Raw genomic sequence first — 15,617 nt, 5'->3', positions numbered from 1 at the left:
TTACATGGAAATTGATGAGCACTAATGTAAATAATAAAGATAACATGACCAGTGATGAACTACATAATCGTAACTGCTATGCTTATTTTCTTCAATTAAAACCTGTAATTCATACTCAAAGCCAATTTCTTACTAAGCTCCTGCCGGAATTTGCCAAATTACACACTGTAATAGAACAAGAATATGATGAAAATTACCCTTATGGGAATTTATATTCATCGTGTATCGCTGCTTTGGAAGAGTTTATTGATAAGAATTCAACAGAAAGAATTAAGGTTTTAGATGATTTAGTCCTGGCTATTTACCACAATGACAACAAGATTCTGGAAGAGTCTTCAGCATGGATAAATGGTATTGACTCAGAAATACGTCCTCGACAATCAAATACCACAAAAAAAATTCAAAATAAAATAAAAGATACAAAAAAGAATGTTAATCGATATTCCCCACATGATTCAGGAGGAATTTACCGTCGCCTTTATTCTTTATTTACAAATAACTTTAAACCTCAATATGAAACGAATCTACCCACAGTAAAAAATTTTTCTTATAAAAAAAGTTCAGATCCATCAGAGTATCGTTTTAGCACACAAGCTCAACGCCATAATGGAAAAATTCGTGTAAGTCCCCTATTCAGACGTTGGTTACAAATAAATGCTGAACAATCCGATCCGAATCAACCCATATGTCATATTTATTTTAATAATCTAGCATTAGATCGAGGTGATTACGATTTTGTAGGCTCCAAAGAAAGAGATTTAACTCTAGAACTTCATAAACTTGAAGACGATCCGAGTCTTAAAACACTTGTTATTACTCTTCCCGCTAATGAAGGATTAATGGAATCATCTGATTATGAAATAACACATAATCGGCTATCATCTCGGTCTGTATTTAATGAATTTCTTGATATAGCAAGAGAGAAATCGGGTAAAGAAATCATTTCTGATTTCAGAATTAGCCCCAAAGCAAGAAAATTATTATTTGGAAACTCTGAAAATGAAGAGGAAGTCTTAAAGAAATTACTTGGAAATAGTTTTCATGCACAAGGACTTGCTCACAAGCGCTTTATTTCTTCTGCAGAAAAACAAGCGGTTTGGGTGCATTTCATAAAATATGAATTGACCGATTATATCCTTAAAACAATAAAACCAAAAAGTTTTAATTTTTCATGCAAAGATGCAATAGATCGCGGCGCGCTCTCTTCTACTTATTATAACTTGATACGGTCCTTTAACCTGGAACACCCGATAACAAAAGAAGAATTTGAACGCTCTCTTGATGCACCTGCTGCCAATGTCAAAGGGAGGGGTATGAATTTTCATCGAAAAATCATTTGGAATGCATTAAACATTTATGTCAACGCAAATTATTCTCAATTAATTACTCATGAGAAAAAATCATGGTTAATTTATTGGCGCGATATGAATTGTCCTCAAATACGTACAGAAGAGCTTCTTAAAATCAGGATCAAACAAACCATACAACAACTTCACGCATTACCCAAAGATAAAAACGATATCAAAACAACAGGACTGCTCTTGTTCGATACAGTCAAAGGGCTTCATGCTCAAAAGGTAGGCGGTAAAAGACTTCTATTGGAAGTTGTTTCACGAACATCCGAACTCCTACATACTTCCTCCGAAGAGTCGATTGAAAAATATAATAGGCTGGCCAATGAATTAAAAGTCAATCATCCTTCATTATATGTAATTGGCGGCATCATGGAAGTGCTATTAGGCCTTATACTTTATCTTCCCTCTTTGGGATACTCAGAAAAACTAATTGAACATGGAACTGCCACAACCAAGACAGGCTTCTTTTCTGATGATAGAACAAAACTAAATATTGAAATGCTTCATTTTGCTTCAGTTTCATCCCCCCTTGAAGTCAAATAAAGTACTTTTTATGACCTAATACTTGCAAACCAGAGTAGATAAGCTATATACAACAAATTGTTTTAAATAACTCCATTGGAACAAATTTTTTACTTGCTTATTGATGGTTTTGTGGTTAAAAATAGAATTTACAGGGAGATTCTTAAACACAGGGAGCGGTGTCATGTCTACTACTGAACAAGAACTTGATGTAATTATTAAGGAAAAAAATCCTCCTACTACAAATAGAGTGATTGTGGAAAAAGCATTATCACAGATGAATTTTTCCGAGGCAGCAAAAGAATTATTATTAAATCCAAATTCATCTGAAACCGATCTTGATAGTTTGCAAAGCATTGCTTTAACTCAAGAGCATTTATCACAAGTCAAAAAAAGTTTAGGTGCCATAGTTGATAGTTTACAAGAGAATCCCAGTCTCATTTCGCGTGCTGCCGCGTTTTGGGGTGAATTGCCTCTTTGGCAAAGAATCGTAGGTGGTGTTGCCATATCAGGACCGACTCTAATTATAGGTGCTGCAGCTCATATTGGGTTTCTAGTAACAATTAGTGGCGTAAGCGTTTTAGCATACACTACAAGTGGTATTGTTCTTGACGACCATCATTACCATACCAAAAACATTGCTCAAAAATTAAAAGAAGGAATTTTTGGCGTTGCAGAAATCCTTGAGTTGACTATTGGCGCATTAGATTCAATTCGTAAAAAATTAGCCGCTGAAATAGATAAGTTTAAAGAGGAAAATGAAAAGCTCGCCAAAAATATAACACGACTTAATGAGGAAGTTGAAACGTTAAGTGCTCAGGTAGAAGTTTATATTGAAACTGAAAAATTACTTCGAAAGAATAAGGACGATCTTGAAAAAATTGCTTCATCGCTTAAGCTCGATCTGGAAAAACAAAGCGTACAATTTGACGCCAATCAAAAAGAGCTTGAAAAAGTTAGAGAATTGCATTCAAGAAGCTTATTGCTATTATCCCAAAAAACCGCTGAGTTAGGCGAAGTTAGAAAATCCATGGGCGTTGAAGTGGAGAAAGCAAAAAGTATTGCCAGCACGCTGGAAAGTACTGTAAAAATTCTCACCAGCACAGCGATAAGCGACTCCAGTCAACGACAAACGTTCCATGAAAAATTGGATGCTTTTTTAATGGATAAAACAACTAGTTTTGACCAAGTAGCAGAACGTATGAGTAAAACAGAGACCGAGCTTTCGGAGGTTAAAAATGAATTAAAGGCCAGTACAGAACGATTTAATAAGCTCTTAGAACTTCAGGAAAAACTAATTCAACGGTTACAAGGCCTTGATCGACGTGTTGAGCTCAGTGCCCATCCAGAATCACAACCTAAAAGCGAAGATCCGGTAAAACACGAGGGATTACTTAGTAAGTTCGGTATCATGGCCATCCCGCAAATATGGCCAATAAATAACTCCACACCCAAACAAAGTGCGCCACCAACCTCAAAACCTTAAATAATAAATTTTGAATTTCATTTTCCTCCGAGTTTAAAAAGCCGGAGGAAAAATTCACTCTGAGAGTAATCATCTTAGTACAACTTGGATCATACATTGTGAAGTACCTTAATTTCAGCTATTCTGTATTTTTAGTTATAAGCTCATATGTCAGCCGTGATTAAACCATACAATAAACTGATAAATATAATAAAAAAAAATCAGGCAACAATGATGATGCAACTTCACCAGTTGTGTGAGATTAATTCTGGCACAAACAATTTGGCGGGTTTAGCGCAAATTACTAATCTATTGCAGACCGTTTATAAGCCTATAGCTGACACAATACAGAGAAAAAAGCTAAATCCTTTATCTGTTATTGATATGTCTGGTAATACAATAGTGCAACACTGTGGCGATGCTCTATTCATTAGAAAACGACCCCACTTGAAACGACGAGTTTTACTTTGCGGGCATATGGATACTGTTTATGCTGAAAATAGTCCATTTCAAAAATTAAAGTACGTTAATGATAATTGTATTAATGGACCTGGCGTTACTGATATGAAAGGCGGGCTTATTGTGATGTTACACGCCTTATCCGTTTTTGAGGAAAGTGAATTTGCAGCGGAACTGGGCTGGGATGTTTTAATCAATCCCGATGAAGAAATTGGCTCACCTGCATCCAGCATACTTTTCGATGAATTGGCAGCTAATTATCAAGCAGCTTTGGTTTATGAGCCAGCTATGACACCAAGTGGCACTTTGGCTAAAAACCGCAAAGGCAGTGGCAAGTTGACGCTTATTGCAACAGGAAAAGCAGCCCATGCGGGACGGGATTTTTCAGAAGGACGAAATGCAATTTCCTACTTAGCAGAGGCTGTATGTGCTGTACATGCCCTTAATGGGAAACGTGATGGAGTTACAATTAATGTAGGAAAAATTGCAGGTGGTGAGGCGCTCAATGTGGTTCCAGACAGAGCGGTAGCACAGCTTGATATCCGAATTAGTTTACCTGAAGATGAGTTTTGGGTGCGAACGGAACTGGATAAAATCATTAGCCAATTAAAACGTCAGGGTTATTCTTTGAATGTCCATGGTGTTTTTGGCAGGCCGGTAAAGCGTGTATGCTTGGGCACAGAACGCCTATTTCATCGTATTCAACATTTGGGACTGGAGCTTGGTTTATCCATAGATTGGAAAGATAGTGGTGGCTGTTGCGATGGAAATAATTTGGCCCAGCACGGTTTACCCGTTATAGATACACTTGGGGTCAGGGGCGGTAATATTCATAGTACAGAGGAATATATATTGCTTGATAGTTTGCCTGAACGTGCATCACTCAGTACCCTACTTTTGCTTGACCTAGCTCAAGGTGGCCTAGAGGATCTAAAAAATGATGTTATTTCGTAGTGCTCTCAATACAGATTTAGATGCTATTCATCATTTGGCTGAAGAAAGTGGCGTAGGACTAACAACGCTTTCTAAAGATAAAAAAATATTGGCAAAACGACTTCATTGGTCCACTGAGTCATTTCATAAAAATGTGGAAAAAGCCAATGATGAATATTATTTATTTGTCTTAGAAGATCCCAAGAATAAAAAAATAATCGGTGTTTCAGGAATTGAATCATGTACCGGACACGAGGCCCCTTTTTATTCTTACAAAATCTCCAAACGTACCCGAATTTGTCGTTCATTAAACATCCGTAGTGATTATGAGGTTTTAAGTCTTGTAAATGATAATCAGGGGCGAAGTGAAATCTGTACTCTTTTTTTAGATCCTAAGTATAGAAAACACAAAAATGGTTTATTACTTTCTAAAGCCCGTTTCCTCTTCATCGCCCAGCACCCTATGCGCTTTACTTCAACAATAATTGCTGAAATGCGCGGGGTCTCAGATGAAAATGGTCTGTCACCTTTTTGGGAAAATGTAGGAAATCATTTTTTTCATATGTCTTTTGCAGAAGCAGATCGACTGACCCTGACAACTGACAAACAGTTTATAGCTGACTTAATGCCTCGTAACCCTATTTATATTAAATTGCTGTCCCTCCAAGCCCAAGCAGTAATTGGTCAACCTCATCCGTCCACGCAAACAGCCATGAACATTTTATTAAAAGAAGGATTTCGTTATAATAAGTATATTGATATTTTTGATGCTGGCCCTACACTTGAAGTACCCCGAGTAAAAATCAAAACCATAGAACTAAGTCACGTTGTAACAATTAAAAATATTAGCGATGAAGTAAGCAGTACAAATTACTTATTGGCAAATACTCAATTGGATTTCCGAGCTACTATTAATAGCGCTTTAGTTAATAAAGAAAAAAATACCTGTATCATCAGTAAAAATACAGCCAATCTTTTGCAAGTCACATGCGGAGATCGACTGCGTGTTGCTCCTTTACAACGGGATGAGGAAGAGTTGAATGACTAAAATGCCTGTAATTGATGGTAAAGGACAATATATTAATGGCCAATGGACAAAAGGAAATGGGGCTACTCTAGAATCCATAAATCCGGGGTATGGTACGTTACTTTGGCGAGGCACGAATGCTACAGAACAGGAAATTTCTGCTGCATGCCACGCAGCACGACAAGCACTTTTCTCGTGGTCTTCTCTTGATTTCGAGCAACGTGCAAATTATACTCAAAGATTTGCTCAGCAAATTGAGACGAATCGTGACCAACTGGCGTACTTAATTGCTTTAGAAACAGGAAAACCCTTATGGGAAGCACATACGGAAGTAAAGTCAGTTATAGGGAAAATTAATTTATCAATTCAAGCCTATCATGAAAGAACTTGGACAAAAACAACCCAAACGACTGAAGCACATACCTGCCTTCGCTTTAAACCTCAAGGAGTTGTAGTTGTTCTTGGTGCATTTAATTTTCCGGCTCATTTAAGCAATGGACATATAGTCCCCGCCCTGCTGGCAGGAAACACAGTTCTTTATAAACCCAGTGAGTACGCACCTGCCGTAGCAGAACTGATCATGCAGTGCTGGCATGAGACTAACATACCTTCTGGAGTAATTAATTGTTTGCAAGGCGATGCCACATGCGGAACAGCCCTACTCACACAAGACATTCAAGGTGTATATTTCACAGGAAGCTATGCGACTGGTTTGCGCATTCACCAACATTTTAGTAGTAAACCAGAGGTAATTTTAGCTCTTGAAATGGGAGGAAATAATCCTTTAGTCATTGATGAAGTTACTGATCTTAACGCGGCGGTTTATAATACCTTACTTTCTACTTTGATTACTGCGGGTCAACGCTGTACGTGCGCACGACGTATCATTATTCCCGACTCACAGCAAGGTGATGAATTCTTAAATCGTTTCATCCAAACATGCTCATCAATCAAGATCGCTCCTTTTGATCACAAGCCGGAACCATTCATAGGACCAGTTATTAGTCATGAACAAGCTCTTAAACATATTCATAGTCAAAAAAAGCTTGTTGCGTTGGGTGGCGTTTCCTTATTAACCATGAATTTACTTGCTGATCGTACAGGCCTGCTCTCACCAGGCATTATTGATATGACACACGTTGAAAACCCTCCAGATGAGGAAATTTTTGCACCCTTAATACAAGTACATCGTTACACTCACTTTGAACAAGCAATTAATCTGGCCAACCAAACCCGTTATGGCTTGGTTGCAGGCTTATTAAGTAATAATGAGCAGCATTATCACCAATTTTATCAACGGGTTCGTGCAGGCTTAATTAACTGGAATAGGCCCACGACAGGTGCAGCCGGCAGTCTTCCTTTTGGGGGAGTCGGATTAAGTGGAAATCATAGACCAAGTGCTTATTTTGCTGCGGATTATTGCGCTTATCCAGTAGCCAGTATGGAGCAGCCTTCTTTAACGATGCCTGAACAAATATTGCCAGGTATTGTATTGAAGTAACTATTGGGATTATGACTGAATAAAAAAGAGGTCGCCCTGGATGTGACTAATAAAGATCACACGTGTTAGGGTAAAATGTATAAGACGGAAGTTTAAAATGAACGTTTATGAATTAAACATGGATGGCCTAGTTGGCCCTACTCATAATTATGCAGGGCTTGCGCCTGGTAATATTGCATCTTCTTATAATGCATTAGCAATTTCCAATCCCCAAGCTGCTGCCCTGCAAGGATTAGAAAAAATGCACTTGCTTCATAAAATGGGGCTAAAGCAGGGTTTGCTTCCACCTCATCAACGTCCTAATCTTAAATTACTTCATCAACTCGGTTTTTGTGGCACACCTAAAGAGCAAATTAATAAAGCGTTTAAAACAGCCCCAGAGCTTCTTGCTGCTTGTTATTCAGCAGCCAGTATGTGGTCAGCCAATGCCGCTACTGTTTCCCCAAGCATTGATACCCTAGATCATAAAGTTCACTTTACCGCCGCAAATCTTGTAAGTAATTTGCACCGACACCAGGAAGCTGATTTTTCCAAAAAAATACTGGAATTTATATTCGCTAATCCAACTTATTTTCATCATCATCCTATTTTGCCTCGATCAATTATTACAGGGGATGAAGGTGCTGCAAATCACAGTCGTCTTTGTCAAAAACACAGTCAATCTGGAATCCATCTTTTTGTCTATGGAAAAAATGCCTTAAGGAAAAGTCAAACTCAGATTGGACCAACTAAATATCCGGCACGACAGACTCGCGAAGCATCTGAAGCAATTGCTCGTCAACATCAACTATCGGAAAATCAAGTTGTATTTGCTTGCCAAAATCCTCTCGCTATTGATCAGGGAGTTTTCCATAATGATGTTATATCTGTGGCCAATGAATCAGTTTTTTTAGTTCACGAGCAAGCCTTTTATCAACAAAGCTCGGTGCTTAACGAGTTAAGCGAAAAAGCTCCCTTTCCTTTAAATATTATTCAGATTTCACAAAAAGAACTTAGTATAGTCGATGCAGTTGAAACTTATCTTTTTAATTCACAAATTATCAGTTTAACCAATCAAAACTCTATGATCCTCATTGCTCCTTTTGAGTGTCAAAATAACCCCCGTGTTCATATGTGTATTGAACGAATAATTTCTGATGAATCCAATCCAATTAACTCAGTCTACTTTCTTGATCTGAAACAAAGCATGCGCAATGGTGGTGGTCCTGCTTGCCTGAGATTGCGTGTTCCCTTAAACGACGAAGAACTACGAGCGATGCATCAAGGCGTATTAATAGATGATGCCCTATTAAGCACATTAGAAAAGTGGGTATTAAAGCACTATCGTACGGAGTTAGTTGCAACAGACTTGGCCGATCCCCAGTTGATTGAAGAAAGTCTTTCTGCTTTGGATGAGTTAACTCAAATTTTAAAACTTGGATCAATTTATCCCTTCCAATTAGAGATGACACACTAAAATGTGGAAAACAAAATTAGGAACATGCATCTATACTTCTCCTTCTGGTTACAAAGTATATCAAAATGTATGTTATCGCTGGTTAACTTTGGGTAGCAAGCCACTACAGACAGTCATTAACCGTCATAATCCTCATAAACCTGTTTTGTACTATCTTCCTGCACTCACATTAATGGCCCGTAAATATCCGGGAACTATCTGTATGTTAGGATTAGGTGGTGCAGGAATTGCATTAATGCTAAATGACTCACCTTTAGTTGCTGTAGACAATAGTGAAGAGGTTATTGAAATAGCCAAGCGTTTTTTTATAATAGACCGCTTAAAAAATTTAACCATTATCCATGAAAACGCGATGGATTATGTACAAAAATGTGAGACAAATTTCACTCATCTAATTGTTGATCTCTATAACGCGAATCATTTTCCACCAGAATGTGCAAATGCTCAGTTTTTTGTCCTATGCAATAGGATAATAACTGAAGATGGATTTTTGGCTATCAATTTAGCCAATATAAAAGAACAATATCCAATTTTTCAATTAGTAAAAAATCAATTTAACCATACCTTGGTTATTCCAATAAGAAACAGCGCGAACATGGTTATTATTGCATCGAAAAGCAAAAATAAAGAACTTTTTATGGATAAAATAAATGAAACAGGAGTATTTAAGCGACTTATTTGGGTTGATTCCTGGGGATATGTAGGGGATTACAAACAAACCATTTGGCAGAAGTTGGTCACTTATTTTAAGAAAAATATCCGTCTCCCATAAATATGCCTATGGGAGAACACAATGAATTGTAATTTTTAGACTACAAAATAATTCCTGGATTCAAAGACGATACGTCTGCAGCAAACTCATTAAGCGCATTGATTTCTTTGGAAGGTTTAAACAAGCTATACGCTGTGAGACTACCTGCCACAGCACCTAATACTGTGCTTGATGAAGCAACAGCAACTGCAGCAGTATGAGCACTCAGAAGTCCGGCAAAAAAAGCACCTGGACCTGTCCACCAACTGCATGCAACTCCAATTGTAAAACCTATTAAGGCTGTTACAATGAGTACAATCGCTGCTGCGGCAACCGAAAGGACGCCATTAAGAACATTAGGATGTTGCTCATCTAAAATAACTTTACAATTAGCTGTAAAGTTCTCAATTGCCTTAGCTTTGTACAGTGGAGTAACGCTGGGATCAACAGCTTTCGCCAATAAGACATCTGATAGCTTAGTCAACTCCTGCTCAATTAATTGCTTTTTTCCTTTTGGTAGTTCTCTTAAGCTCTCAATGAGCTTAGCTTTCGCTTCACTCCAAAGAGAATTTTGTTGGTCTTTGCACAGTTTAGTAATTATTAAAAAAAGTTCATCGACATTATCTCCTTCTTTTGCTGAAGTAGTAATGAAGTGAACAAATAATTCTTTTGATTTAAGTATATTCAGTTTACATGCGTCTGCATTAGGCAAATCTGATTTTGTTCCAACGCAAATAATAGGAGCATTTGGGGCATGCAGACGAAACTCTTGAATATTTTTAATAATTTCTTGCTCATTAATTTCTTCAGTCAGATCAATACAGAATACACCTACCGCAGCTCCTTTATAAAATACTTGATTCAACGCTTGGTATCGTAAAGCCCCTGCTGTATCCCATAAGACTGCAGTATTGTCGGAATCAATTTCTCGAGTTAAAAAATCAGCACCTATAGTGGAACGTGAATTTTCTTTAAACTTAAAACTCGCTTTTAGAGCAATTCGATAATTAAGCTGAGTTTTACCACTTCTATGTTTGCCAAATAAAACAACCTTGTATTGCATGGGAAACCTCAAAATTATGTGTGGGGCGCTTAAATCCGATGAGAATCTTCAACAAATTCTCCCTATTTAGCTTTATAAATAAGCTGAAAAACTCAATGAACTATTTATTACTTTGAAGGATAAAAAAATACAAAAAAGGTGAGTGTTGCCTGAAGCTACGTACCTCAGGCATTAATTTGACTTAAATTTCCATTAAATCTTTTTCTTTTTCGGCTAATAATGCATCTATTTCTAGGATGTATTTATCAGTCAATTTTTGAATGACTTCCGTTGCTCTACGCTCATCATCTTCAGAAATAGCTTTATCTTTAACCAGATCTTTTAATTGATTATTTGCATCCCTTCTGATATTACGAACGGAAACTTTTCCCTGCTCACCCTCATTTCGAACGACTTTGATTAACTCTTTTCTCCGTTCCTCAGTTAATGGAGGCATTGGAACACGAATAGCAGTGCCTGCTGTAGCAGGATTTAAACCCAAATCAGAATTCAAAATCGCCTTCTCTATAGCGGATACTAGAGATTTCTCCCAAGGAGTCACTAGGATTGTTCGTGAATCACTGGCAGAAACATTAGCAACTTGATTTAATGGAGTCATAGTTCCATAATAATCCACTTGCACATGATCCAGTAAACCAACATTCGCTCTTCCGGTGCGAATTTTTGTTAGATCTGTCTGTAATGCTTCAATGGTTTTTTTCATTCGCTTTTCTGAATCTTGCTTAATCTCATTAATCATGACTAGCTCCGACTATAGTTCCTACGCGTTCTCCAGATACAATTCTCCTCAATGCATTAGGTGCTGTCATATCAAAAACCTGCAAAGGCATACCCTGATCTTGACAAAGACATATTGCAGTTGAGTCCATCACTTCCAAGCCTTGAGTTAATACTTCAATATAGGTCAAATAATCATAACGCTTGGCATTAGGATTTTTAAAGGGATCTTCCGAGTAAACACCATCTACTTTAGTTGCTTTTAAAACTACATCAGCTCCTATTTCAATGGCTCTTAAACAAGCGGCCGTATCGGTAGTAAAAAACGGATTTCCCGTTCCTGCTGCAAAAATTACAACCTGCCCAGTTCGCAAATGTGTGATTGCTTTACGTCGATGATAAGGATCAACTACGCCAAGCATAGGAATGGCTGACATAATACGTGCAGGCATATCAATACGTTCCAAAGCATCTCGTACCGCCAAAGCATTCATTACTGTAGCCAGCATACCCATATGGTCACCAGTTACACGACCTACTCCTGCTTGAGACAGTGCCTTACCACGAAATAAATTACCACCACCTAAAACGAGCCCAACCTCAACGCCCATCTTGATTAATTCGGCTATATCCTTGGCTAATGTATCTAAAACCGAAGGATCAATGCCAAATTGCGACTTGCCCATAAGGGCTTCGCCACTATATTTTAATAAAATACGTTTATATTTTAATGGGTGACTTTCATTCATCATGTACGAACCTGAGCCATCACTTCTTCAACAAAGTTATCTTCTTTTTTCTCTATTCCTTCACCAACTTCATAACGAATAAAAGACAGAACTTCAGTATTCTTTTCTTTTAAAAGCTGCCCTACTTTGACATCTGGGTTTTTGACAAATGGCTGACCCAACAAGCTCACTTCATCAATAAATTTATTGATCCGACCCTCAATCATTTTATCGATAATTTCTTGCGGCTTGCCACTTTCTTTTGCCTGAGCAGTAAAAATTTCACGCTCATTTTCAATTGCTTCTGCAGATACTTGATCTTTGCTTACTACAATTGGTTTACTTGCTGCAATATGCATTGCGATGTCTTTAGCAAGCTCTTCGTCACCCGTTTTAAGGGCAACCATAACGCCAATTCGTGAACCATGTAAGTAACAACCAATTACTCCAGTATCACAATGCATGCGCTCTAAACGTCTTAGTTTAATGTTTTCACCAATTTTCGCTACTAATTCTTGACGTGCTTGTTCTACAGTACTTCCAGAAGAAAGAGTAGTGGCAGACAACGCTTCAATTGTAGTAGCCGAACTGTTTAGTGCGGTTTCTGCAACTTTATTAGCAAAGTTAGTAAAGTTCTCATCACGAGCAACAAAATCTGTTTCACTGTTAATTTCAAGCATCACTGCACTACGCCCATCGATAGAACGTGCAATGACGATTACGCCCTCAGCAGCAACACGATCTGCTTTCTTATCTGCTTTTGCTTGACCTGCTTTACGCATTTCAATGATTGCAGCCTCTATATCACCATTGGTTGCTATTAGAAACTTTTTACATTCCATCATGCCAGCTCCGGTACGCTCACGTAACTGCATGACTAAACTTGCACTAATTGACATTTCATTTCTCCGTATAGCAAAAAGGGGGCAAATTAAGGTGTTCAGACACCTGGCCCCCTCTATTTTAAATTTTAATTATTCCCCTGATTTCTCTGTATCGTCGGTTTGTTCAACTACTTCTACAAATTCAGCATCAGATGAACCTACTCCAACCGTGTTACTGCCTTTGGCATCCAAAATTGCATCAGCAATACAACGAACATAAATATCAACTGCTCTCATAGAGTCATCATTACCAGGAATAATGTAATCAATGTTTCTTGGGCTATTATTGGTATCAACAACACCAATAACAGGAATTCTTAATCGATGTGCTTCTTCAACAGCAATGTGCTCGAAGCCAACATCAACAACAAACAGAGCATCAGGCAAACCACCCATGTGTTCGATACCGCCTAAACCTCTTTCCAATTTCTCTAGTTCACGCGTCAGCATCAGTGCTTCTTTTTTAATCATGCCATTAAACAGTCCTTTTTCTTGCATTTCTTTCAATTCTTTTAAGCGAAAAATAGACTGACGTACTGTTTTATAGTTGGTTAACATTCCACCTAACCAACGATGATCAACATAAGGCATGCCACAACGTTTCGCATGTTCACGAATACTGTCTTGTGCTGCCCTTTTGGTACCTACAAATAGAATTTTTGCTTTGTTTGATGCCAGTCTGCCAACATAGTTCACTACGTCATTCAGCATCACCATCGTTCTTTCAAGATTGATAATATGGATTTTGTTACGAGATCCAAATATATACTCACCCATTTCAGGATTCCAAAAACGTGTTCTGTGTCCAAAATGAGCACCTGCTTCGAGTAATTCACGCATACTTATATTCATAATTTGTCTCCAGGGTTATTCCTCCACGTCTCCCATACGAAACCCTTCAGGGACCCTATCGTATGTGCCGAAACGTGTGTGTATTTAAAGCGCGACCTTTATACCATATTAGATGAAATTCATCAATCAAATTTAGTATCAAATCGTTTTTTTTATATTGTGCTAAACTTTTATAAGCGCCTCCAATTAATCGGTTAGGTGCTACAAGAACTGGCTTTTTATGTGCGGTAATTTATTGAAACCAAAACAAAGAAAAAAAAATGTATCAATATAATCCAAAATTACATGTAAAAATCTGGTTAAGCAATAATCCAAATGTATTTATGAATTTGGAAAATCAAATTCGCCTTATTGAAATGCGTGAAAAAAACCCTAATGACACGATTCATTTGGTATATGACTCTAAATTACTTATACAGACCTCAGTAAATGCACTGCATGAATTTTGCAAAGAGCATCAAATTATTTCCATTGATGCACACACAATTGATACATTACTCCAATCAGACAATGAGAGAAAATTATACAAATTTTATAAAGAAGAAATTTACAATTTAAAAGCAGGTGGGAATCTGGCTGTGGCCAGTGATATTTTAAGATGGCTTTCACCAATATTTAAAAAAGGTACTTATACAGACTTTGATTTTCCAATTGATACATCTTTTCTCCCCAAATCTATTACTACTGAAATGCCTATATTACTTAACATTGGTAGTTTAAAAATGGGTAGAAAAGAATTCATACTGGCAAATAATGATTTTGTCGCGATTATAGACGCCATCGCAGCCAAAAAGGAAATCGAGCGGGTACAAAGCGGGCTTATCGCCAGACTAACTCATTATGACACCGATTTTATTGAACGAACTGAAACTGAATTAAATGAAGACAGCTTTATCAATCGTCATCTTTTAAAATTTATGAAGAATCGTTCTGAATCGCTTTATATAGCAAAATCCAAAGAAATTATTCCTCCGGATACATCGGATTCCTCATTAAAAATCAGAGCATATCTTATCGAGGTAATGACTGATAAAAACAAGTTTTTAAATTTTAACAAAATCACTCCTCATGAAACTCATGAGGAGGTAATAAAGAGATTGAGAAAAGACCTCCATGCGCAACTAAACTTGGTAAAGTATCTTTTTTTTAGCAAGGAATATGCGTTTATTAAACGTATACTAGAAAAAAATGATGATAGATTTTTAACCTATTTAATGAAAAAAGAATGTGATCTTTATCTTAAATCAATCGTTGTATGCACTACAGGTCCAATACAAATATCGAATGCATTATTCAATGGCTATGTGGTAGATACGGATAAATTTATTAGAGAAATTCAGCCCCTCTCATTTAATCATTATGGATTGCAAAATGCTTTTCGGTCACAAAACTCTATTCCTTTACATGAGAATGTTTTGGGAATGCTCAAATTTCTTGGTGTTAATGAGGGTGAATTAAATGATTCTTCATGGTTGGATTCCGGGAAAAAATTGCAAGCTACACGGACAAAACAACTTGCTACACGTCAAAGGGAACTTGCGATAAGCTTGCCTCTTTCTTTTTCCACAATAAAAAATGATTTGGAAAAATGCATCCAAAAAATGACAAAAATTCCTCATCAATCTTTTTCAAGCGAGGAAAAACATGAACTAACAGAAGATCTTGAACTTATACTGAGCTGTTTTAATCAAAAAAATGAATTTAATATTCTCCAATTTAAAAAGATCTTACTTAGCATTCATCCTCACGATGTATACACACAAAAATTAATCGAAGATCTCGAAAATCTCTGCCATGAAGCAATCATTTTCAGCCTTGCAAAAGATAAAAAAGTAAAACTAGGTCTCCCCTCCTATCCATTGTCTCAATCCCATCACCCCATTTGGACACAAGAATCAGATTGA

Annotated in this window: 13 protein-coding genes; 8 read left to right on the top strand and 5 right to left on the bottom strand. The window is 37.3% G+C overall.

Annotation, left to right across the window (positions count from 1 at the left end; translation table 11 throughout):
• Positions 1-14: 14 nt before the first annotated feature.
• The 7 genes from Lani_RS07880 to Lani_RS07850 all read left to right on the top strand — a co-directional run bounded on the left by Lani_RS07880 (position 15) and on the right by Lani_RS07850 (position 9,490).
• The gene (locus Lani_RS07880; RefSeq protein WP_019232266.1) at positions 15-1,898 is read left to right on the top strand and encodes a hypothetical protein; all 1,884 of its coding nucleotides are present in this window, start codon (positions 15-17) and stop codon (positions 1,896-1,898) included.
• 163 nt (positions 1,899-2,061) lie between these two features.
• Complete coding sequence (locus Lani_RS07875; protein WP_019232265.1) at positions 2,062-3,363, top strand: LegC2/C7 family Dot/Icm T4SS effector; 1,302 nt, start codon at positions 2,062-2,064, stop codon at positions 3,361-3,363.
• A gap of 147 nt (positions 3,364-3,510) precedes the next feature.
• Positions 3,511-4,755: a hydrolase gene (locus Lani_RS07870; protein WP_081595139.1), complete on the top strand. Its 1,245-nt coding sequence runs from the start codon at positions 3,511-3,513 to the stop codon at positions 4,753-4,755.
• Positions 4,739-5,782, top strand: a complete 1,044-nt coding sequence (locus Lani_RS07865; RefSeq protein WP_019232263.1) for an arginine N-succinyltransferase — start codon at positions 4,739-4,741, stop codon at positions 5,780-5,782. Before Lani_RS07870 ends, Lani_RS07865 begins: the two co-directional genes overlap by 17 nt.
• A complete protein-coding gene (gene astD / locus Lani_RS07860; RefSeq protein WP_019232262.1) occupies positions 5,775-7,262 on the top strand; it encodes a succinylglutamate-semialdehyde dehydrogenase in 1,488 nt (495 codons plus the stop codon). The genes Lani_RS07865 and astD overlap by 8 nt, the downstream gene beginning before the upstream one ends.
• A gap of 97 nt (positions 7,263-7,359) precedes the next feature.
• Complete coding sequence (gene astB / locus Lani_RS07855; RefSeq protein ID WP_019232261.1) at positions 7,360-8,718, top strand: N-succinylarginine dihydrolase; 1,359 nt, start codon at positions 7,360-7,362, stop codon at positions 8,716-8,718.
• 1 nt (position 8,719) lies between these two features.
• Positions 8,720-9,490, top strand: a complete 771-nt coding sequence (locus Lani_RS07850; RefSeq protein WP_019232260.1) for a spermidine synthase — start codon at positions 8,720-8,722, stop codon at positions 9,488-9,490.
• A gap of 40 nt (positions 9,491-9,530) precedes the next feature.
• On the opposite strand, the gene Lani_RS07845 is transcribed toward Lani_RS07850, so the two are convergent.
• The 5 genes from Lani_RS07845 to rpsB form a co-directional block, all read right to left on the bottom strand.
• Entirely contained in the window at positions 9,531-10,532 is a 1,002-nt protein-coding gene (locus Lani_RS07845) for a Rab family GTPase (protein WP_019232259.1), read from the bottom strand.
• 181 nt (positions 10,533-10,713) lie between these two features.
• Positions 10,714-11,271 carry a ribosome recycling factor gene (frr, locus tag Lani_RS07840; RefSeq protein ID WP_019232258.1) on the bottom strand — a complete coding sequence of 186 codons (558 nt, stop codon included), beginning with the start codon at positions 11,269-11,271 and terminating at the stop codon, positions 10,714-10,716.
• The gene (pyrH, locus tag Lani_RS07835; RefSeq protein WP_019232257.1) at positions 11,264-12,001 is read right to left on the bottom strand and encodes a UMP kinase; all 738 of its coding nucleotides are present in this window, start codon (positions 11,999-12,001) and stop codon (positions 11,264-11,266) included. The genes frr and pyrH overlap by 8 nt, the downstream gene beginning before the upstream one ends.
• Complete coding sequence (tsf, locus tag Lani_RS07830; RefSeq protein WP_019232256.1) at positions 11,998-12,876, bottom strand: translation elongation factor Ts; 879 nt, start codon at positions 12,874-12,876, stop codon at positions 11,998-12,000. Before tsf ends, pyrH begins: the two co-directional genes overlap by 4 nt.
• Before the next feature lie 75 nt (positions 12,877-12,951).
• Entirely contained in the window at positions 12,952-13,716 is a 765-nt protein-coding gene (gene rpsB, locus Lani_RS07825) for a 30S ribosomal protein S2 (RefSeq protein WP_040521909.1), read from the bottom strand.
• A gap of 257 nt (positions 13,717-13,973) precedes the next feature.
• On the opposite strand from rpsB, the gene Lani_RS07820 reads away from it, so the two are divergent.
• Positions 13,974-15,617, top strand: a complete 1,644-nt coding sequence (locus Lani_RS07820; RefSeq protein ID WP_040521959.1) for a glycosyltransferase family 88 protein — start codon at positions 13,974-13,976, stop codon at positions 15,615-15,617.

It is taken from the genome of Legionella anisa (genome assembly GCF_001467525.1).
In the GTDB taxonomy this organism is placed as follows: Bacteria; Pseudomonadota; Gammaproteobacteria; order Legionellales; family Legionellaceae; genus Legionella; species Legionella anisa.
The sequence above is the reverse complement of the archived record's forward strand: the minus strand, read 5'-3'. Positions and strand labels throughout refer to the sequence as shown.

What these genes read in the sequence shown, in the direction of transcription:
- Lani_RS07880 (WP_019232266.1), top strand. Translation starts at nt 15, where the DNA reads ATGAGCACTAATGTAAATAATAAAGATAACATGACCAGTGATGAACTA.
- Lani_RS07875 (WP_019232265.1), top strand. Translation starts at nt 2,062, where the DNA reads ATGTCTACTACTGAACAAGAACTTGATGTAATTATTAAGGAAAAAAAT.
- Lani_RS07870 (WP_081595139.1), top strand. Translation starts at nt 3,511, where the DNA reads ATGTCAGCCGTGATTAAACCATACAATAAACTGATAAATATAATAAAA.
- Lani_RS07865 (WP_019232263.1), top strand. Translation starts at nt 4,739, where the DNA reads ATGATGTTATTTCGTAGTGCTCTCAATACAGATTTAGATGCTATTCAT.
- astD (WP_019232262.1), top strand. Translation starts at nt 5,775, where the DNA reads ATGACTAAAATGCCTGTAATTGATGGTAAAGGACAATATATTAATGGC.
- astB (WP_019232261.1), top strand. Translation starts at nt 7,360, where the DNA reads ATGAACGTTTATGAATTAAACATGGATGGCCTAGTTGGCCCTACTCAT.
- Lani_RS07850 (WP_019232260.1), top strand. Translation starts at nt 8,720, where the DNA reads ATGTGGAAAACAAAATTAGGAACATGCATCTATACTTCTCCTTCTGGT.
- Lani_RS07845 (WP_019232259.1), bottom strand. Translation starts at nt 10,532, where the DNA reads ATGCAATACAAGGTTGTTTTATTTGGCAAACATAGAAGTGGTAAAACT.
- frr (WP_019232258.1), bottom strand. Translation starts at nt 11,271, where the DNA reads ATGATTAATGAGATTAAGCAAGATTCAGAAAAGCGAATGAAAAAAACC.
- pyrH (WP_019232257.1), bottom strand. Translation starts at nt 12,001, where the DNA reads ATGATGAATGAAAGTCACCCATTAAAATATAAACGTATTTTATTAAAA.
- tsf (WP_019232256.1), bottom strand. Translation starts at nt 12,876, where the DNA reads ATGTCAATTAGTGCAAGTTTAGTCATGCAGTTACGTGAGCGTACCGGA.
- Lani_RS07820 (WP_040521959.1), top strand. Translation starts at nt 13,974, where the DNA reads ATGTATCAATATAATCCAAAATTACATGTAAAAATCTGGTTAAGCAAT.